The organism is Nitrospira sp., from assembly GCA_029194665.1.
GTDB lineage: Bacteria > Nitrospirota > Nitrospiria > Nitrospirales > Nitrospiraceae > Nitrospira_D.
The window spans coordinates 126,715-148,299 of the sequence record JARFXO010000007.1 but is presented as its reverse complement, the minus strand read 5'-3'; the positions used below and the strand labels follow the sequence as shown (position 1 = coordinate 148,299).

Here is a 21,585-nt window from a genome sequence, read left to right as displayed (position 1 = left end):
TCTTCAGCAGATCGTCAGTTGTGATCAGCGGACGGCGAGCCCATCATGAGGTCTGTGCCAGGAAGGCCATGCGGCTGCTTCGCTCCATGAGGATCGGAAATCCTCACCCGTCTCGATAAGATGGCATAGCCGGCTGGCACCAATATGAGCGTCACGAGCGTTGAAACCAGCAGCCCTCCGATGAGCACGACGCCGATCTGACGGCGGCCGGCTGCTCCCGCCCCGGTGGCCAGCGCGAGCGGCAAGGCTCCGAGGATCGTCGCACAGGTCGTCATGAGAATTGGGCGAAGTCGCAACGTCGCCGCTTCAGTCACCGCCTGGGACAGGTCGAGCCCCCGTTCACGAAGCTGATTGGCGAATTCCACGATCAGAATGGCGTTCTTGGTCACCAGCCCGATCAAAATCACCAAACCGATTTGGCTATAGATGGTGAGGGTTCCGTCGATCACGGCCAAAGACAACAACGATCCCGACAGGGCCGGAGGCACCGTGAGAAGGATCGTCCAGGGATGCCGGAAACTCTCGAACTGGGCCGCGAGCACCAAGAAGATCACCGCCAAGGCCAACCCGAACGTCATATAGAGGTTTCGATTGCTTTCGGCGAAAGTCTTGGTTTCTCCCGCATAGGCCGTCCGCATGCCAGGCTTGATCACGTCTTTTGCAGTCTCGTCCAAATAGGTCAAGGCCTGCCCCAACGTGAACCCGTCGGCCAGCCCCGCGCTGACAGTGACGGCGCGCATGCGATCGAAATGGTTCAACGCTTCAGGGGCCGGTACCTCTTTGACCGTCACGACATTGTTGAGTTGCACGAATTCGCGTTCATTCCCACGCACATAGAGCCGACTGATATCCGAGGGTGTTTCGCGACGTCGATCGTCCACTTTCACGATCACCTTATATTGACGCCCGTTCTGTACGAACGTGCCGACCGGCCTTCCGCTGAGCAACGTCTCCAGCGTTCGCCCGATGCTGGTGACGGACAGGCCGAGATCCGCGACCTTGTCGCGATGTGTTTCGACGACAAGATGCGGCGTATTCAACGCTAAATCGATTTCAGGCGTGACGAAGCCGGGATGGTCGGCCAGTCGTGCCCTCAACCTTTCAGCGGCCTGCTGCAACTCCTGATAGTCGAACCCTCCGAGGACGAACTGTACGGGTGTCTTATCCGACCAGTCTCCAATAGAAGGAGGATTCAACAAATAGGCCTTCACGCCGGTCAGCTTGCCGAGTTCTTCATTCAAGCCTGCCACGATTTCCTGCTGACTCCTGGCGCGATCGTTCCAATCCTTCAACGTGACCCAACTCTCGGCACGATTGACTCTCGTCGGACGCTCTCCGCTCGCCACCGTCGTATAGATATGCGTAATTTCGGGGACCGTCTTGAACAGCGATTCCAATTCTTTGGCGTAGGTATCGGTATAGCGAAGAGTGGCGCCCTGAGGCGCGGTGAGGAAACCGGAGAACCACCCAGCGTCTTCGAGGGGAGCCAATTCTGACGGGAGCCGGGTCAGGATGGAGAGGCTGGCCAGGCTAGCTCCGATCGCCACGACGACGACCGCCGTCCTGGCATGGAGCGCCCATACGAGCCCATGGCGATAGCGTTGAACGACACCTTCAGCCAATGATACGGCTGATCGAAACCGGGTGGACCTGATTTCTTGGGGCAGCAATCGCCCGCACATGACCGGTGTCAACGTCAGCGCCACGAAACCGGACAGCAGCACGGCCGACGTGACGGCGATGGCCAATTCGGCGAACAGTTGGCCCACGATTCCGGTTAGAAAGGCGATCGGGACGAAGACCGCCACCAGCGAGATGGTCGTTGCGATGACGGCAAAGGCGATTTCGTTCGTGCCCTCGATCGCCGCTTGTATGGGCGGCATGCCGGCGACGATCCGGCGATGAATGTTCTCCAACACGATAATCGCGTCATCCACCACAAGCCCCATGGCGAGCACGAGCCCGAGCAAGGTCAGCACGTTCAGCGAGCACCCGGTCACCGCCATGACCGTGAAGGTCCCGATGATCGATGCCGGAATGGCGACAGCCGGCACAAGCGTCGCGCGTACGCTCCCCAAGAAACAAAAGATCACCAGCACGACGAGGACCAACGAAAGCCCCAAGGCCACATACACTTCGTGTAGCGACTGCTCGATCGGCGTCGAACTGTCCCAGGCGAGCGTCATCTGCATGCCGTCGGGCAGCCCCGCCGCAATGACGGGAAGCTGTTCCTTTACCGCGCGCGCCACCGCCAACGTATTGGCTCTGGACTGCCGGGATACGGAAATGCCCAAGGACGGCTTGCCGTCGAAACGTCCAAGCTTTCGGGTATCCTCCGCGCCGAGTTCGACGCGAGCAATATCCTCCAGGCGCACCGGATAGTCGTCGCGGTAGGCCACGATGAGCGATTCGAATTGCTTCGATGTCTCTAAGGTGCCCTTCAACGAGACGCCGAATTCCATTTGATTGCTCTCGATCCGGCCGGCCGGGATCGAGGCGTTCTGATTTCGGAGAGCGTCTTCCACGTCCTCAACAGTCAAGCGACGAGCAGCGAGTCGGTCTGGGTCCAACCAAATCCGCATGGCATAGCGCCGTTCACCGTCGAGGTAGGTCGCGGATACTCCGGGAATCATCGCCAACCGTGCCCTGATAAAGCGATCGGCGACGTCGGTGAGCTCCAATTCAGAATGACGGTCGCTGGATACGGCAATCCATAGAATTTCGGTATTCTCCGCCGCGGCCTTTTCGACATACGGCTCAAGAATGCCCAGCGGCAGCAATGGACGGGTCTGAGAAACCCGATCGCGGACGTCGTTGGTCGCTCCATCCAGGTCACGCCCCAATTCAAATTCGAGCGTGATCAATGACACTTCTTCGCGGCTGGACGACGTGATCGTCCTGAGCCCCTGAATGCCGCTGAGTGAGTCCTCGAGCGGTGTCGTCACGTCCGACTCGATAACGGATGCGCCGGCCCCCGGATACACTGTTTGGACCGAGACGATCGGTGGCTTGATGTCGGGGTACTCACGAACCGGCAACCGAAAAAAACTCAAGAGGCCGAATAACATCAGCAAGAGCGTCATGACGACAGCGAACACCGGCCGATGGAGACAGGTCTCGGAAAAGCTCACGCCCACACTCGATGGGAGCGCCAGGTGATCTTCATAGGGGGAAAGACTGTCCCTTGCTACTCGGATGATTTGATCGAGACACGTTCACCGTCATGCAACTTGTGGGTGCCGGTTCGGACCACACGATCGCCCTCCTTCAATCCGGATCGAACCTGGACCAGCCCCCGCTCACGCAGACCTAGGGCGACTTCAGTGAGTCGGGCGGTTCGTTCCTCCAGCCGAAACACCATCGCCTTGTCCTGGCGAAGAAACCCCGCCTCTTCCGGGATCAGGAGCGCCTGCGTATTCTCGCCCAGGTTCAACCGCACGGTGACAAAGAGACCGGGACGCAGTGTGCCGGCCGGATTCGGAATCGCGGCGCGTACCGCGACCGTCCGGTTGGTCGCATCGACTCTCGGATCGATCGCCGTCACCTGTCCATCGAACGTCGTGTGAGGGAACGCATCGGTCGTCACGATCAGTTTTTGGCCGACATGGAGGCGACTCAACCATACTTCCGCCACCTTGACATCCACATGCAGCGTACTCAAATCCTCCAAATTCACGATATCTTTCCCGGGCTGCACGTAATCCCCGACCGAGACGCGACGAAGCCCCACCGTTCCGCCGAACGGCGCGCGGATGACGGTTTTCTTCAGCCGGGTCGTATAGAGAAGGCTGTTCGCAGCCGCCGCATGCCAGGCCATTCTCGCTTCATCGATCTGTTGGGTCGGCACAATGACGTCTTGCTGATCGTTCAGCCGCTTCAGTCGCTCGTACGTCAGCAACGCCATTTTTTCCTGCGCCGTTGCCTGATTCACCTGTGACTGGAGTTCCTCCGGCTCCAATTCCAACAGCGGGGCCGACCGTTCGACAACCTGTCCGTCTTGAAAATGGATCCGGCGAATCACACCGGCAATCTCGGGCCTCACCGTGATCGAGGCGATGGCCTCCAGCGTCCCCACGGCCTGGATCGACTCCGTAACTGAACCGACGATGACGGGTGCGACTTCAACCATGACGCTCGGTTCTGATGCCGGTACTCCCGTCGCGGACTCACTCGTTGACCAACCTCCGAGTTTGACACCTATGGCGGCAAGTACGGCACAGATTGCGACCACTCCCGCGACGTTTTTCAATCTCATACGCAACGTTGTTTCTCGCCGCCTGACAGGACCCCATACTGTTCAGGTTGGCACACTGACCCCAGACGTATATATGACGGATGAACCGCGAGAAACCTCACCTGCAAGATCGAGGTTACAATGGCGTGACGGCATACGAGGAACGGTTTTCAGACTGGGCGTGGGCACGCTACTTCGGAGACAACCCTTTTCGCTGGAGCTCGTACGTCGTGGCAGGAAATATGCGCGTAGAAAACCTGGGAACCGGTAACATGAGAGGCAGCGATGCCCGAATCAGACAAGCACCGCCTGCGCTTGTTCAGCCTGGCATTCCCACAGACTCCATGAGTAGTCCATTGAGATCACTTGATACTCGGTTCTCTTTACAAACCCCGAATATTCCTCAAGCATCACCTCCTCGACCGGACAGGAGTAGGCGATCAAGACGCGGTGTCCCGTCACGGCTTGGAACCGACGCATGTTATCGGCGACCTCTTTAAACACAGGCCCGAGGAAAGGCCGGTACATGTAAATGAGCAGATCGGTGTCCGGAAACTCGAACTCCACCGCATTGATGCAGTCCACCCTGATATTCCGGCACAACACGGGATGTCTTCCGTTCGACAAATACCCCTCGACATTGGCCGTCGCCACCTCGCAGTGCAATGGGGACAGCTCGACGCCGATCACTTCCTTGAACGGTAATTGAGCAGCGATGATCAAGGCGCGGCCTTTGCCACATCCCAGATCCACGAAGGAATAGTCCTTGAGATCGAGTCCCTTCGTCGTGTTCGTCAGAATATGCCGGATCACGACCTCTCTCGTCGGCACATATCCCACTGCCAAGCTCCTGGCCGTTTCATCGGCGATGCCGGCTTCAGAAGATTCTGTCACACCCGCGGTCGCAACTCCGTATTTCCGGTCGAAGTTATCGGCTGGTTTTTGGCTGAGAAGGTACAGAATCACTTCCTTGACTGTTTCCCAGACTCCGAATACCCGATAGGTGTTCATCACAATCTTGAATTTCTCGTTGGTATTGGGCTCGTACTGCATATGGCTCCTTTCGTGCTCCCACGGCGCCATCGTGCCTTCGCGGTCGGCTCGTCGTTACGCAACGGACCTGCCTTCAGCGACGCTGCGAGACTCTCTCGAATCGCGACAAAATTTCACCGATCTGCTGGTGGACCTGAATGCTCCGAACCGCATCCGTGTGTTCACCGAGGGTCGTTCCGATTTCCACAGGGCCGCTCGTGCATCGTGTCCAGTCGACCGGCGGTCCTCCGTACCTGCCTAGAGTTGCGCTGGTCCACCAGGCATGAATCGGCGCCCGCAAGGGATTCTGCATCACAGCGTTCAGAATCCTGACCGTCTCCCGGTCCATGGCATAGGCCACCTTCAGAGCGGCGACGGACGCATCGGACTCCTCGCTAGACAGCAGCTTGCGGGCTTGAGCCCATCCGATCGCATGTTCCACCCGTTGTTCCTCGTTCAACTGCGCCAGTTCATCCTTCAACGCCTTCCGCTCGGTCTCGGGCAAAGCGAGGAAGGTCTCCCTGCGATCGCCCTGTATATAATGGTCAAGCTCCTCACCGACCGAGGCCGCAGGCTCCGATTCCGACTGGGGTTGTGTATCCAAAATGCCCAGAAATGCGAGGGATTGCCCCTGTTGCTCGAGCAGTCGCCCCACGGCCAAGGCGATAGACCCTCCGTTGGACCATCCGAGCAGATGATACGGCCCCTCCGGTTGCCGCTCACGGATAATTGCTACGTAGCGTGCGGCGATCAGGTCCATCGACAGCGCACTCCACGGTTCAGAGAAAATCCAACTCAAGGGCAATCCATAGACGGGCCGGTCTTCACCCAACGCGTAGGCAAGTGATTGATAGGCAGAGACGTGCGTTCCGGTCGGATCGAAGCAGAAGAGCGGCGAGCCCTCGCGCCCAGCTTGAAGCACCACGAACGGAGAGGACGCTATGTCGGATTGACCGGAGATCCGTTGCGCCAAACCCGCGACCGTCGGAGCCTGGAAAAGGTCGAGCAGCGCGATCGGATTTCCGATCATCCGTTGAATACGGGACACAAGCTGCACCGCGGTCAACGAGTGACCACCGAGATCAAAAAAGTTGTCGTGAATTCCCACTTGCGGCAGGCCGAGCACCTCCGCCCACTCACGCGCAAACCTTGTTTCCATATCCGTGCGGGGTGCAACGAGCGTCTGTCGGGGATCCCGGCCGGCAGGTTCAGGCAATGAACGGCGATCGAGCTTGCCGTTGGCGTTGCGGGGCAGCGACTCCAGCACGACGATGACGGACGGCACCATAGAATCAGGCAATCGCCCGCGCAAGAACTCGCGAAGCGCTTCACTGGACACAGGTCCAGCCGCATAGGCGACGAGCCGTTTGTCTCCTCTGGCATCTTTCCTGGTGACGACCGCGGCCTCATGCACGTCCGGATGGGCGAGGAGTTGTGACTCGACTTCTCCCAGTTCAATCCTGACCCCCCGCACTTTGACCTGATGATCCATCCGGCCGACAAATTGGATGACACCGTTCGACAGATAATGGGCCATGTCGCCGGTCCGGTACAAACGGGCGCCCGGCTCTTTCGCGAAGGGATGGGGCACGAATACTTCGGCCGTCTTGGCCGGATTACGCAAGTATCCCCGCCCAACGCCGACTCCCGCCACACATAATTCTCCCGCCACTCCGACCGGCAGCGGCTGGAGAGACGATGACAGCACATAGAGCTCGAGATTGGGCACCGGCCTGCCGATCGGCATAGAGGCGGCCTCCCCGTCCGGACTCTCGATAATCTGATGCAGAGCCACGTCGTCCGCACATTCCGCCGGACCATAGGCATTGACCAGTGGAATGGCCGGATAGCGGGCGAGCCAGCGGCAGCACAGTTGCCCGGACAGCACCTCTCCGGTCGGCAGAACCATCCGCAGCTTGTTGAGTTCCGGATTACAATCATCCGAATCGGTTGCCATATCGAGCATGCCCTGCAGCAACACAGGCACGGTCTCGAGGACCGTGACGCCAGCCTCTTCCACGTGGCGCAAAAGCCGGACCGGGTCATGAGCGATGTCGTCGGGAACGATGCAGACGCGTCCCCCGCACAAGAGCGGGGTCAAAAATTGCCAGACGGAAATATCGAAGCACTGGGACGCAGTCTGAGCGATCACGTCGGCAGCGGTCAGCCGAAGCGTCGTCACCTTCCCACACAGGTGATTGAGCAGCCCTCGATGCTCGACCATCGCTCCCTTGGGCATTCCCGTGGAGCCGGAAGTATAGATCACATAGACGGATTGCGCGGCATGCCACGGCGTACCGGGATTGCAGTCCCGTTCCACTGACGACTGAATCTCCTCTATCGTCAGCAGAACCGGCCTTGCGTTCTCTGCAACCCCTTCCGTCAACGGTTTCACACGCTGCCGATACGCCTCCGTGGTCAACAGCACGGGCGCACGGCTTTCGCCGAGCATATGCGCCAACCGATGATCCGGGTGCCCCGCGTCGAGCGGCAGATAGATACCCCCCGCCTTGAGAATTCCCAGCAGCATCGCGAGAAAGTCCAAATTTCGGTCGCCCAAGAGCGCCACGACCGTTTCTGGCTTCACTCCTTCGAGCAACAACGCGTGGGCCACTCGATTGGCCCGGCGATTCAACTCGCGATAGGTCACACGGCGATCCAGCCAGACGGCCGCGATGCTGTCCGGAGTCTTCGACGCCCGCGCCTCGAACAATTGAGAAAAAGACCCGTCCGGCACCTGCAAACTCGGTCCCTCGTTCCAGTCCGTCAACAAGCGCTGCTCTTCCTCGTCGGTCAACAGGCGCAATTCCTCGATCGCCGCCTCGGACCTCGCAGCCATGTCTCCTAGAATCAATTCATAGTGCCGAAGCATGCGCATGACGCTGTCGGTGGAAAACAAATCGGTGTTGTATTCCATCGATGCCGTCAGGCCGCTTTCGGTTTCACACAGCGTCAGCGTCAGATCGAATTTTGCCGTCAGCGGTTCCACATCCACTGTACCGATGTGAAGTCCAGGGATGTCCAGTTCCGATGCAGGGGCGTTTTGCAGTTCGAACATGACCTGGAAGATCGGCGAGTAGCTGACGTCGCGCACCGGCTGCAGCACCTCGACCAGTTTTTCGAACGGCACGTCCTGATGGGTGTAGGCGCCGAGGCAGACCTGTCGAACCAGCGCGAGGAGCTCGCGGACCGTCTGCCTTCCCGACAGGTCGGCCCGCAACGCCAGCGTGTTCACGAAGAAACCGATGAGCCCTTCGATCTCGCTACGGGTGCGGTTGGCGATCGGAGACCCGACGATGAGGTCCGTCCGGCCGGTATACCTGAACAGCAGCGCATAGAACCCCGCCAGCAGGGTCATGAACAGCGTCACACCCTCGCGCTGGCTGAGCTCGATCATCGCCGAAGACAATTCAGGGGACAACGAGAGAGTCAGCGATGCGCCGCGGGAGGTCTGGACCGGAGGTCGCGCATGATCCACCGGAAGATTCAGCGGCTCGAGCCCACCGGCCAAGCGTTCCTTCCAGTAATCGACTTGGCGATCCAATCGCGCACCGGACAACCATTGTCGCTGCCAGATCGCGAAATCCGCGTATTGAACCGGCAGTTCTGGCAGCGACGCCGGTCTGCCTTGAACCTGAGCAATGTACAGCTCGGTCATTTCCCGCACCAGAATCTGCGAGGACCACGCGTCGGACACGATATGGTGCATCGTCAAGAGAAGGACGTGTTCCTCCGCGTCGAGTTTAAGCAGCGTGACACGAAGCATGGGGCCATAGGCCAACTCGAAGGGACGCTGGGCTTCGGCCGTCGCAAGCCGCAATACAGTCGCGTCCCCTTCGGATTTATCCAAATGATCGAGCGTGACAACGGGGACAGCCACCGCCGATGACGGCGCCACGATTTGTACCGGTTGTCCGTCCGACAGAGACACCGTGGTCCGCAGCACTTCATGCCGACGGACCAGTTCATTGACGCTCCGTTCCAGGGCCGCAGCATCCAGCGTCCCTGACAGCCGCAGCGCGATCGGCAAATTGTAGGAGGCCCCATCCGGTTCCAGTTGCGCCAACACCCAGAGACGCTGCTGGGCGAAGGACAACGGAACCGGTCCGTCACGTTCCACTCGCGAGATCGACCGCGCGTCCATGCTTCCGTCCAGACGGCTGGCCGATTCCACGGCTTCGGCCAGTTTGGCCACTGTTGCAGTCTCGAACAAGACTCGCATCGGCAGATCTACGCGAAACACATCACGTAACCTCGCCATCACCTGTGTCGCCAGCAAGGAGTGTCCGCCTAAATCAAAGAAGTTGTCGTGAACACCCACCTGCGCCACCTGCAACACATTCGCCCAAATCCCACATAACAATTCTTCTGTCGGCGATCGAGGCGCGACATATTGATGCGCCAATTGCCCGGTCACATCCGGCATCGGCAACGCCTTGCGGTCGACCTTCCCGTTTGGCGTCAGTGGAAACCCTGTCAACACGACCGTCGCCGACGGAATCATGTATTCAGGCAGACGCTCCTTGAGGAATTTTCGCAAGGCAGTCGTATCCTGGGCCTTTTCCCGCTGAACGACGTACGCCACCATGAGCATGTCCCCCGTCCCAGCTTCGCGCGCTAGGACGATGGCGTCCTGCACTGCAGGGTGTTCGAGAAGTCGTGCTTCGATCTCGCCCAGCTCGATGCGGTAGCCGCGAATTTTTACCTGCTGGTCACTCCGCCCCGCGAACTCGATAGTGCCGTCCGGTCTATAGCGAGCCAGATCACCGGTTTGATACAACCGGCCACCCTCTACTGGAGAAAAGGGGTCTGGAATAAACTTCACCGCAGTCAGGTCCGGCCGGTCGTGATAGGCACGAGCCAGTCCCTCTCCGGCTATGTACAAGTCACCCAGCATGCCGATAGACACAGGTCTCATGCGGGCATCCAAGATGTAGATCCTCACCCCGGCAATCGGTCGGCCGATCGATACGGTTGCTCCTTCATCCGAAACACTGGTCCGATGTACTGTGCTCCAAACGGTCCCCTCCGTCGGCCCATACTCATTAAAAAGCAACGCAAGAGGGAGATTTGCTTGGTGTCTAGCCACCAAGTCCTTCGGACAGGATTCTCCCGCGACAATGATGGTCTGAAGCGAGGTCAGCTGTGCGACGGGCACTTGTTCAAGCAAGACGGAATACAGCGAGGGCAAACATAACAAATGGGTCACTTGCGCATACTCGATCAATGCCCCGAGTTCAGGTGGAGCCTTCTGAACTCCCTCCCGGACAAGACAGAGCCTGCCACCCTGGCTCAACGTCCAAAAAATTCCCGCCACCGAGCTATCGAACGCAAACGAAGACAATAAGAGAAAGTTGGTTACGGGCTTCTTGTAGTACGCGAGCCGTGCCCTTGTAGAGTGAACCGCGTTACGATGAGTGACTAGCACACCTTTGGGGCGCCCGGTCGAACCCGACGTGTAGATGATATAGGCCACTCCGTCCGGAGTCTCATGAGTCGATGGTTTCAGCCCGCTGTATTCCTCGAATGGCTGAGTCTCCGAATCAATACTCACGATGGAGACCGGCGTTCCAAGGAATTCCTCCCGAAACCGATTCTGAATCAACAGAATGGGAGCGCGTGAATCGTGGAGGAGATAGTCCCTTCGATCCTTCGGATACGATGGATCAATCGGTACATAGGCCCCGCCTGCCTTGAGAATCCCAAGTAGCCCCACGATCAATTCCGGGGAGCGCTCTACACAAATCCCAACCGCTGTTTCAGGTCCAACTCCCTGACTTTTCAGATAGTGAGCCAATCGGTTGGCCCGCCCGTCAAGCTCACGATACGTGACTGATTGCTCTTCATATACCAGAGCAATATTGTCCGGTGTATGCGCGGACTGTGCCTCAAATAAGTGATGCAGGCATTGATCGCCCCGCTCTTGAGGGGGACCGACATTGAAGGTGTGCAACACTTGGTGGCGTTCCATCTCGCCCAATGTCTGGATGTCGCCGATGGCTGCCTCTGGTTGGCATGCAGCTTGACTCACAAGCGTCTCCAACTGTTTCGCAAGGCATGCCATCGCTTCATCCGGATAGCACGATTCGTCGTATTGCAATATGGCATCGATGAAGCCGTCTTTTTGATGACAGACGAGTCGAATTTTGAATCGATCGAGGTACGTTTCTTTGCTCTCGATTCGGAATGAAAGCGTGCCATTCGAGCAGAATGATTGTTCTTCCTCGAATTCGAAACAGAATGGAAAGTAAGAACCATCGCCGCGTATTGTCGCGTTCTGGATGTCCTCCCACGTGAAATACTCTTGCCATTCATGAGCTTCAACCACGGCTTGTTGGAGCCGCTCGAGAGCCGTGCTGAATGGGAGGTTCTGATCTAGACCGGTCAACACCGGGAGGTATCTTGCAAAAGGCCCGAAGGCACCCCGCATTTCGTCATGCGTCCGGCCGTCACAGGCCACACCAACCACGATGTCTTCTTGTCCGATGAGCCGTTGGATCAAGATGCACCAGCATGCCAAGAAAAACGTCGAGCTTGAACTCGCCTTCTGTTCGACAAGGGAATCGACTTGAGCCAAGCACTGCTTCGATATGGCAATGGGTATTCGCTTGAGAGTGAGATTCACACCGTCGCTGAGCGCCCGCTCGAAGGGCAACCGATTTCCAAGCGGACCGACGATCGCCTCCGCCTGCTTGCGCCAATGCGTACGCCCAACCTGTCCCGCTTCATCCGACAATAACGAGTGCTGCCATTCCGCAAAGTCCGCGTACTGCAACGGATCATCGAGAACAGCACCGATGCCTTGAGCATAGGCCTCGTAGGTTGCTTCGAGTTCGCGGATGAGATTCTTGAATGTCACCCCATCTACACAGTAGCCGGGCAAGTCGATCATCAACAGATGCTTGACGTCACTGAGCTTTATCAAGGTCGTAAGCATCGACGAGCTGCGCATCGAATCGGCCCGTTCCTCTTGCAATCCTTGCAAGAGCGTTTCGATCTGACGCTCCTGGTCACTAGGCATCCGTCCCGTCAAATCATACTCCTGATACGACAACAAGCCCTGTTCTGCGATCACCTGCACCGGCAACGTCGTGCCCGGAATACATTGGAGTGTGGTGCGGAGAATCTCATGACGTTGCAGAATGTCCTCAAGCGCCATTTTCACCACCGCTGCATCAAGCGAGCCCTCGAGCATGACGCGACATCGGGCAAAAAGACGTGTTGACGGCGCACCGCGCTCTAACAACCACACACGCTCTTGTTGGGGTGACAGGCGATACCCTTGGACCATACTATTCGGTGCGTCGCTCCATGACATGATCACACCTCCTCTGCCGCCAGGCGAAGATCGGCTCCGCGGCAGGCTTCCGCCATCGCCACCAAGATTTTACGCGGTCCGCTATACGGCCTGCGCCCGTGAAGGGTCAGCATGTTGTCCAATAGCAAGACATCCCCCTGTTGCCATGGAAACACAACCATGGCTTCCTGATAGATCGACCGAAGCTGTTCAAGAACGTCCGGCTCAATCGGCTGCCCATCTCCGTAGTATGTGTTTTGAGGCAAATCCTCTTCGCTGAATTCTTTCAGAAGCGCTTCTCGTATGGTTGGTTCCAATGTGGAGACATGGAAGAATGTTCCATGGTTGAACCAAATGGGCTCCTGGGTTCGTGGATGGCGCATGACGGCCGGTCCCACTTGCCTGGTCCTCAGTCGATTCCCTGTCTTCCATTCCACTTCTATTCCCACGCTTCGGCAGTATGCCTCCACTTGAGATCTATCCTCGGTCTGAAAGACCGTCGGCCATGGAAGGCCGAAACCGTCGCCATAATTACGCACATACAGGATTTGCTTCTTGAGGAATCGTCGCTTGATTTCTGGATCGATATTCCGATGAACCTCGCGCGTATCCCCGATCGGAGTTTCTCCGCCGTTCTGCGCCGGAACGGCGCAATAGAAGAACAGCTGAAGCGGAAAGACCGGAGAGTACGCGTGCTCGTTGTGGGGGAAAATGCTCTGGTCAGGCGGATAGTCGGTAGCCGTATACACATTCGCACCCACTTGCGTGCGCGGTGAGGCCCGAAAACGGTACTCCAGCGCACCTCCGGATAGGGCGGTCACACACTGCTCAAAGTCTGTGACCCCATTGACGTGAAAGTTGTGAAACAAGATGGCACCGTGACACAGAAGCTGCGTCTGTACCCATTCCCGTTGTTGCTCGGCCCAGCCCACTAGGCTGAGTCCTGTTACAGTTGGCTGAACCAGCAATGGAAGCACTTTCTCGGGGAGAAGCGGTTCCGCCGTCACAAGGCGCTCCTGGGATAAGCTGATGGCCTTCCGGCGTATGCCTTTCAATCTTGGCATGGTCTCGGTTTTCTGACTTGAATCGTTCATCGATCGGTCCTCATGCTTGGGAGGTTTCTACGGGAGGGCTCATTGCCCTTCGCCTGATGCTCTTGAGACTCCTACTGGTCGCTTCGTGACGCTCTTGTCGCATTCTGGTTCGCTGGAGATTGTCACGCCCCGCCAGCATGCGTTCGATTTCTTCAACGGTGACATGGGGATTCGTTCCAGCCTGCTCGACAATCGCCGAGAAATTCCCCGCAAGTCGAGCGATGGTCGCGCCATCGAAAAGATCGATGTTGTACTCAAACCATCCGCTCAATCCATCGGCGCTCTCTTCAAAATTGAGTAACACATCCAATTCGGCGGTTGTCTTTTCATTGTCGATGACGCTGAGCGCCAAGCCAGGAGGCTCGTCTGCAGGTGGAGTGGCGTGTTGCAGGATCAGTTTGATTTGAAACAAGGGTGAATACTGAAGCTCGCGCTTCACATTGAGGGAAGCGACCAGCATTTCAAACGGTACATCCTGATGGGCATGCCCTGCCAGCGTCACATCACGAACCCGATCAAGCAGCTCTTGGAATGAGAGCGTAGAATCGACGGCCACGCGCAGCACGATTTGATTGACAAAGAAGCCTATGAGGTTTTCGACTTCGAGCAGGTTGCGATTGGTCACGTCGGTCCCCACCACGATGTCCCGCTGACCGGTCTCATATCGAAGCAGCACCTTCAGGACAGTCAGGAGGGTCATAAACAACGTCGCCCCACGCCTTCGCCCCAAGGTCCTGAGCTGGTCCACCACACCATGAGATATGCTCATTGAATGGATGGCACCTCGGTACGTCTGGACAGCTGGTCTCGGCCGATCTGTCGGCAAGGCAACCACGGGAACATCTTTCAACTGTTGTTTCCAGTACGCCAATTGTCTTTCCAGTACATCTCCCTCCAGCCATGTCCGCTGCCATATCGCATAATCTGCGTATTGCGCCGACAGCGGCGATAGCGAGCATGCCTGTCCGGTCACAGATGCGGCGTATAACTTCGTTATCTCATCGATAAGGACGGTCATTGACCAAGCGTCTGAAATAATATGGTGCATGGTGACGAGCAGGACCTGTTCCTGGTCGTCTATTTGCAACAAGCGCACGCGCAATAACGGTCCGCTCGACAGATCAAAGAGCTTGCGTGCTTCTTCCCGCGTCAGTGATTGAACCACTGCCTCGCGTTCATCCTTCGACAGATGCCTGAGGTTGGATACAGACATCGAATGTATGGGTTCCGGGGCGATGACCTGTATCGGTTGACCTCCGCTCATGGGAAACGTTGTACGCAATACTTCATGGCGGCACGCCAATTGATAGAAACTGTTTCCCAGCGCCGCTTCATCCAAGGCGCCGGTGATTCGCAGAGCCACGGGAACGTTATACATAGGACTGTCCGGCGCTAGCTGCCATAGAAACCAGAGCCGCTGCTGCGCAAATGATAACGGCATGGATTCGATTCTCGGCGCAGGCACAAGAGGCGGAAGCTGTCTGCCTTCTGCTGCTGCCACAGAGCCATCGACAGCAGCAGCAAACTCTTCAACGGTGGGATGATCGAATAAAGCGCGCAACGGCAATTCAATATGAAAGACCGAGCGAACCCGTGATACAACCTGCGTCGCGAGGAGAGAATGGCCGCCCAGCTCGAAAAAGTTCTCGTGGACGCCGATGTGCTTGAGGCCGAGAATCTCGGCCCAGATCCCGGCCATAATCTCTTCGGTCGCGGTGCCCGGGGCCCCGTCGCGCGGCGACAGTTGATCGTCACCCGGCACCGGCAAGGCCTTCCGATCGATCTTCCCGTTCGGCGTCATCGGCAGCGCGTCCAGGAACATCACGACGGAAGGAACCATGTAGTCCGGGAGCGCTTCGGCCACGAACGATCGGATGGTTGCGGCGTCGCACGCAGGGCTCCTGCCGACGACGTAGGCAATCAAGCGCTTGTTTCCCGGCCGGTCTTCCCTGATCGCCACGACAGCTTCCCGCACCTGTGGATGCTGCACGATCCGCGCTTCGATCTCTCCCAACTCAATGCGATAGCCACGGATCTTGACCTGATGGTCACGCCGTCCCAAGAACTCCAGCCTGTCGTCGGAGCGGAACCGCACGAGATCGCCGCTGCGGTACAGACGCAGGCCCGGTTCGGTTGAGAACGGATCCGGCACGAAGGCGGCTGCGGTCTTCGCGGGATCGTTGAGATAGCCACGCCCGACGCCCACCCCGCCGATATAGAGTTCACCAGCCACGTCGAAAGGAACCGGCTCTCCGCTCCCGTCCAACCCGTAGAGCCGAAGATGAGGGATCGGCCGGCCGATCGGTACGTGGGTCGTGCCCTCGGGAAGGCCACCGGTCACCGCATGCACCGCGACATCGTCCGAACACTCCGCCGGGCCATAGGCATTCATCAAGGGAATCGACGGATACCGGCTGAACCAGAGCCTGCATAACTCCGGGGTCACCGCTTCGCCAGTCGCTAGCAGCCACCGTAGCGGAGGCAAGGGTACGACCGGCCCATCGAGTCCGGCGACAAGGAGCGATGGCACCGCCTCCCACACCGTAATCTTGGACCGTTCGATCTCGCGGAGAAGCCGCTGTGGGTCGCGCACAAGGTCGTCAGGCAGGATCCGAATGCAGGCGCCGCAAAGCAGACCGGTCAGGAACTGCCACACCGAGATATCGAAACACTGTGACGCGGTCTGCGCAATAACATCGGATTCCGACAGGCCCAGCGCGGGAATCTTGCTGAGCAGATGATTGACCATTCCTCGTTCTTCCACCATCGCACCCTTCGGAGTGCCGGTCGAACCGGAGGTGAAGATGACATAGGACAGATTCGCGGAGGTGCCCAGGCGCGGCGGATCGTCGTCGGCGTCTGCTTCGTTCATCAAGGGATCCAACAGAACAAGCTGTGTCGCGGATTCCGGAGTCATGGCAACGGCGGCTTCGGCCAACGCTGTATGCGCTCGTACCGTCAGCAACAGCATCGCGCGGGCGGTTCCCAGAATCTGCGCCATCCTGGCGGGCGGATGATGAGGATCCAGCGGCAAGTAGGCGCCGCCGGCCTTCAGGACGCCGAGGATCATAATTAACAAGTCGATGCCGCGAGTATGAAGCAGCGCCACGATCTGGTCCGGTCCGACGCCGCGCCGGCGCAATGCGTGAGCGACCCCATTCGCACCGCGATTCAAGTCCAGATAGGTCATCCTCCGCTCATCGTCGATCGCCGCAACTGCATTCGGAGTCCGCCTCACCTGAGCCTCGAACAATTCGGCGAATCCGCTCTCTTCCGGTCGCGCTCCGGTTGTCTTGTTCCATTCCACGAGCAATTGCCTGCGTTCCTCGGCACTCAAGAGAGACAGATCGCAAAGGCATGTCTCCGGCTGCATCGCCATGGCCTCAAGCAGGTGCGTCAAATGCCTTACCATCCGACGCACTGCGTCCGGCTCAAACAACCATCGGTCGTATGACAGGCGCATGCCCAATCGCGGACCTGGGTATGCCACCACCGTCACCGGGTAATTCGTGTGAACACGGTCATGGTCGAACTCAAGGTTCACGTCGCCGACTTGCTCTCCAAGCCGCGGGTCGTTCGGGGCGTTTTCGAAGACGACCAGGCTCTTGAACAGCGCCTGTCCTTTAGGGATCTCGCTCCACTGCTGGATCTGGACGAGCGGTGGATATTCGTATTGCCGGATGCGGTAATTGTCGGCCAACAGGCTCTTGAGCCATCCGAGCACCGAGCTGTCCGGCGTGATGCGAACCCGTAACGGCAGACTGTTGATGAACAGTCCGACGATGGATTCCACGCCTTCGAGCTCCGTTGGACGCCCGGCCACGGTCACGCCCATCACGACATCGTCGGAACCGCTGTAGCGGCTGAGGAGCAGCGCCCACGCGCCCTGCAAGAACGTGTTCAGCGTCAGCCCCTGCTGTTGAGCGAGCGTGGTCAGCCGTTCAGTCACCGGTTCCGACAGTTCACCGAACTCGTCGCCGACTTCGGAGACCGCTTCCTGGCGAAACGACGACAGACGCTCGACGCCGAGAGAAGTCGGAGCACCGAATCCCTCCAGCTCCTTGCGCCAGAATGTTTCCGCCGCGCCAAGATCCTGGCGCTGGAGCCACGCGATGTAGTCGCGATAGGGGCGCGGCGACGGCAAGTCGACCGAGCGGTCCTTCAGCGAGGCCTCGTAGTACGACAACACTTCCATCATCAGAATCGAAAAACACCAGTCGTCGGTCAAGATATGATGGAAGCTTCTGACGATGTGGTACGACTCCTCGCCCGTCCGGATCAATCGAATCCGCATAAGCGGCGCCCGACTCATGTCAAATCCAGTGGTCAATTCCATCTCGAGCGTGCGGATGAGACAATCTTTTTGGTCGGCAGCGGACGAGCCTCGCCAGTCGAGCACGTGAACGGCTTCGTTGAGATTGATTCGTCGCTGCACGACCTGCAGCGGCCGCTTCAGATCCTTCCACACGTAGGCCGTGCGTAAAATAGGGTGCCGGTCGATGACCCACCCCCAGGCCTCGACAAGCCGTTCGAGGTTCAAAGGCCCGTTCCACGTGTAGTGTTGCTGCATGAGATAAATCCCGGAACCGGGATTCAACAGCGTATGGAACAGCATGCCCTCCTGCATCGGCGTCAACGGATAGAGATCCTCGATTGCGCTCCTGTCAGGAAATAGCGCCTCGATCTCGATCGGCTCAAGCCCGCTCAGTGAAAAATCCTGCGTCGCAGACACTCCGGTAACCTCAGTACGCGCAGTCGCCGCCACGGCCGCGACCGTCGGATGCTCAAATAGATGTTTCGGCGTCAGCTTGATGCCGGATTTGTGTGCGCGCGCGACGACCTGGAGGCTGCGGATCGAATCCCCGCCGATCGCAAAGAAGTTGTCGTGGATTCCCACGCGATCCAGGTGGAGAACGTCGGCCCAGATTTGCACGAGCGTCGTTTCGACGTCGTTCCGTGGAGCGGCGTAGGCGTCACGCTGCGGCGTCTGTGCCTGTTCGGGGTCAGGAAGCGCCGCTCGATCAAGCTTGCCGTTGGCGGTCAGGGGAAGCGCTTCCATCACGGTAACGGTCGAGGGAATCATATAGTCCGGCAAATGGACCACGAGACGAGCCCGCAACGAGTCCACGTCGAGGTCGGCCGGCGCCGCCACATAGGCTGCAAGCTGCTTCGTGCCGTCGGCTGCTTCGCGCACGATCACGACGGCATCCTTCAATCGGCTATCGGCCCTCAACTGCGCTTCGATTTCTCCCAACTCGATCCGGAATCCGCGCACTTTTACTTGATGGTCCGCACGGCCATGGAACTCAACCGTGCCGTCCGGTCGATACCGCGCCCTGTCACCGGTGCGGTACAGCCGCCCGCCTCCGCCACTGAAGGGATTCGGCACAAACCGCTCCGCAGTCAGGTCCGGACGATCGAGATAACCTCTCGCCAGCCCGTAGCCGCCGATATACAGCTCGCCCGAAACTCCAACCGGAGTCGGCTGACCGTCCGGATTCAAAATGTAGACTTGGCTGTTCGGCAAGGGTCGTCCGATAGGAATAGCCGCAGGCCGGTCCACGTTCGAGTCAATTTGATGAGTCAACACGCCAATCGTTGTTTCGGTGGGGCCATAGTGATTGATGACCTCGCAGCCCGGTGCGAGCCTTCGGATCCGTTCGACAAGACTGGGATGAACGGCTTCCCCGCCGAGGATCAGGCAGCGCCGCGGAAGCACCTGCTCCGGCCTCCCCGCTTCCAACAGGCCAGCCAGATGGCTCGGCACGATTTTCAACACGTCGATCCGGTGGCCAGCCATGTAGTCCGCGACGGCGTCGGGATCGAACCCCCGATCGACCGACAGCAGGTGAAGCGTGCGACCGGAGCAGAGTGAACCGAAAATCGAGGTGTTGCCCAAATCGGCCGCGACCGTGGACAGGGTCGCAAAACTGGCCTGCTGATCAAGCGAGAGGCGATCCAGAAGTCCGGAGACGTAATTAACGACCTGGCGATGCTCGACGGCAACTCCCTTTGGCCGTCCGGTCGAACCGGAGGTGTAGATGACGTAGGCCAAGTTCCCCGGCCGCACGTCCCGCCGCAACGGCTGATCAGTCCCAGCCACGATTTCCGGCCAATCGCGGTCCAGATAAACTTGCCGCAACATCGAATCGCTGAACAGGTCGCGGGATGCGGTCTGCGTGAGGACCACTCGCGCACCGCTATCTGACAGCATAAAAGCCAGACGTTCTTTCGGAAGCTTGGGATCGAGCGCCACATACGCACCACCTGCTTTGAGCACCCCGAGCAATCCCACAATCAAGTCGAGCGATCGTTCCACACAGAGACCGACCCTCAGGTCCGGACCGACCGCGAGTTTTTGCAAGTACTGCGCAAGCCGGTTCGCCCGGGCGTCCAGTTCTCCATAGGTCAAGGACTGGCCCTCATAGACCACGGCCACGGCATCGGATCGTTCGTGCGCAACTCGTGCAATCCGTTCATGAATACATTCGCTCCTCACGGGAACCGTGGTGCGGGTCCAATCCATCAGCAGCCGGCCACGCTCCGCCTCGTTCAACGGAGACAGTTCGGCCAGCCGGACCTCCGGCCGTTCCGCCATCGCCATCAAGAGCGTGCGGTAATAACCAAGGAGGCGCGCGATGTCTCCATGGGCAAATCGCTCGCGCGCATAGGAGAGAATCAACCGTACCTCCGCGGCCGGCTCCACCATCAGTGACAACGGATAGTTGTTGCGACCGGCAGTCAGAACATACTCGGCACCTTGCCGGTGAGAAGCCAAAGGAGTGATCCGCAAACCGAGCTGATCCGTGTCACTCTCATCTTCCGGGTAGTTTTCAAACACGATGATACTGTCGAACAACGACCGCCCGCCCGGTGTGTCGCTCCAGCGTTGAATCCGTGACAAAGGCGTCCACTCGTATTGCCGCAGCAGGCTATTCTGTTCCTGTAGCGAAGCAAGCCAGTCCTCCAGTTTCGCATCAGGAGGCAGCGTGACCCGAACCGGCAGCGTGTTGATGAACAATCCGACCATGACGTACGACCCGGGGAGTTCCGCCGGTCGGCCCGAGACGGTCGCGCCGAACAGCACCTCTCGATCCCCCGTGCAGCGGTGCAACAGGATCGCCCATGCCCCTTGCGCCAAGGTGTTCAATGTAAGGCGGCGGCGTTTGGCGACAGTGGTCAATGTTTCGACTTCCGCCTTCGACAGTCGCACTTCCTGCTCCGCGTACGGCAGGGATTTCAGTTCGTCGGAAGCCACGCGTTGCGGCATCTCCAGCGGCAACGCGGTCGGTGTCGAAAATTCCGCCAGGCCGTTCCGCCAGAACATCTCGGCGGACTCAAGATTGCGGCTCCCCAGCCAAGTTAAATACTCTGCGTAGGGCCTTACTGGTGGCAGCACCGGTTGCCGACCATGGGCGAGCGCCTCATAACAGATCACAACTTCGCGCAGCAGCAGTGCCACACTCCAACCATCCAATAAAATATGGTGGTGGCTGTTGATGAAATACCAGCGATTGTCCTCGATCCGGATCAGCGTGAGCCGCATCATAGGCGGCGTCAGCAGATCGAACGGTTTCCGGCGATCCTCACGCAGAAACTGCGCCAGGGCTTCGTCCCGCTGACGGCTGTGACGGTCCCGCCAGTCGAGCAGCTGCAACGGAACCCGCACGTCGCGCCGCGCAACCTGCATAGGCTGTTTGACGCCGTCCCAGACGAAGCCGGTGCGGAGGATTGGGTGACGTTCCATCACCTTGTGCCAGGCCTGCTCGAACGGGTCGAGATCCAGATCTCCGTCGATGACGAAGCCGGTCTGCGTGAAATAGGGATCCGCATCCGCGTCGGACACGGCATGAAAGAGCAGTCCTTCCTGCAGGGGAGAGAGATAATGAATCGACTCGATATCCTTTTTCTTACTCATGTCCGCTCCA

At 58.6% G+C, this 21,585-nt stretch carries 6 protein-coding genes; all 6 read right to left on the bottom strand.

Annotated elements, in window-relative coordinates; all coding sequences use genetic code 11:
- Window positions 1-14: 14 nt before the first annotated feature.
- Window positions 15-3,131 carry an efflux RND transporter permease subunit gene (locus P0119_20440; GenBank protein MDF0668424.1) on the bottom strand — a complete coding sequence of 1,039 codons (3,117 nt, stop codon included), beginning with the start codon at window positions 3,129-3,131 and terminating at the stop codon, window positions 15-17.
- Window positions 3,132-3,187: 56 nt separating this feature from the next.
- Window positions 3,188-4,255, bottom strand: a complete 1,068-nt coding sequence (locus P0119_20435; GenBank protein MDF0668423.1) for an efflux RND transporter periplasmic adaptor subunit — start codon at window positions 4,253-4,255, stop codon at window positions 3,188-3,190.
- 273 nt (window positions 4,256-4,528) lie between these two features.
- Entirely contained in the window at window positions 4,529-5,287 is a 759-nt protein-coding gene (locus P0119_20430) for a class I SAM-dependent methyltransferase (protein ID MDF0668422.1), read from the bottom strand.
- Between the two features lie 73 nt (window positions 5,288-5,360).
- On the bottom strand, window positions 5,361-12,584 hold the full coding sequence (locus P0119_20425; GenBank protein ID MDF0668421.1) for an amino acid adenylation domain-containing protein: 7,224 nt from the start codon (window positions 12,582-12,584) through the stop codon (window positions 5,361-5,363).
- 2 nt (window positions 12,585-12,586) lie between these two features.
- Complete coding sequence (locus P0119_20420; protein MDF0668420.1) at window positions 12,587-13,657, bottom strand: TauD/TfdA family dioxygenase; 1,071 nt, start codon at window positions 13,655-13,657, stop codon at window positions 12,587-12,589.
- A gap of 10 nt (window positions 13,658-13,667) precedes the next feature.
- Window positions 13,668-21,575, bottom strand: a complete 7,908-nt coding sequence (locus P0119_20415; GenBank protein ID MDF0668419.1) for an amino acid adenylation domain-containing protein — start codon at window positions 21,573-21,575, stop codon at window positions 13,668-13,670.
- Between the last annotated feature and the right edge of the window lie 10 nt (window positions 21,576-21,585).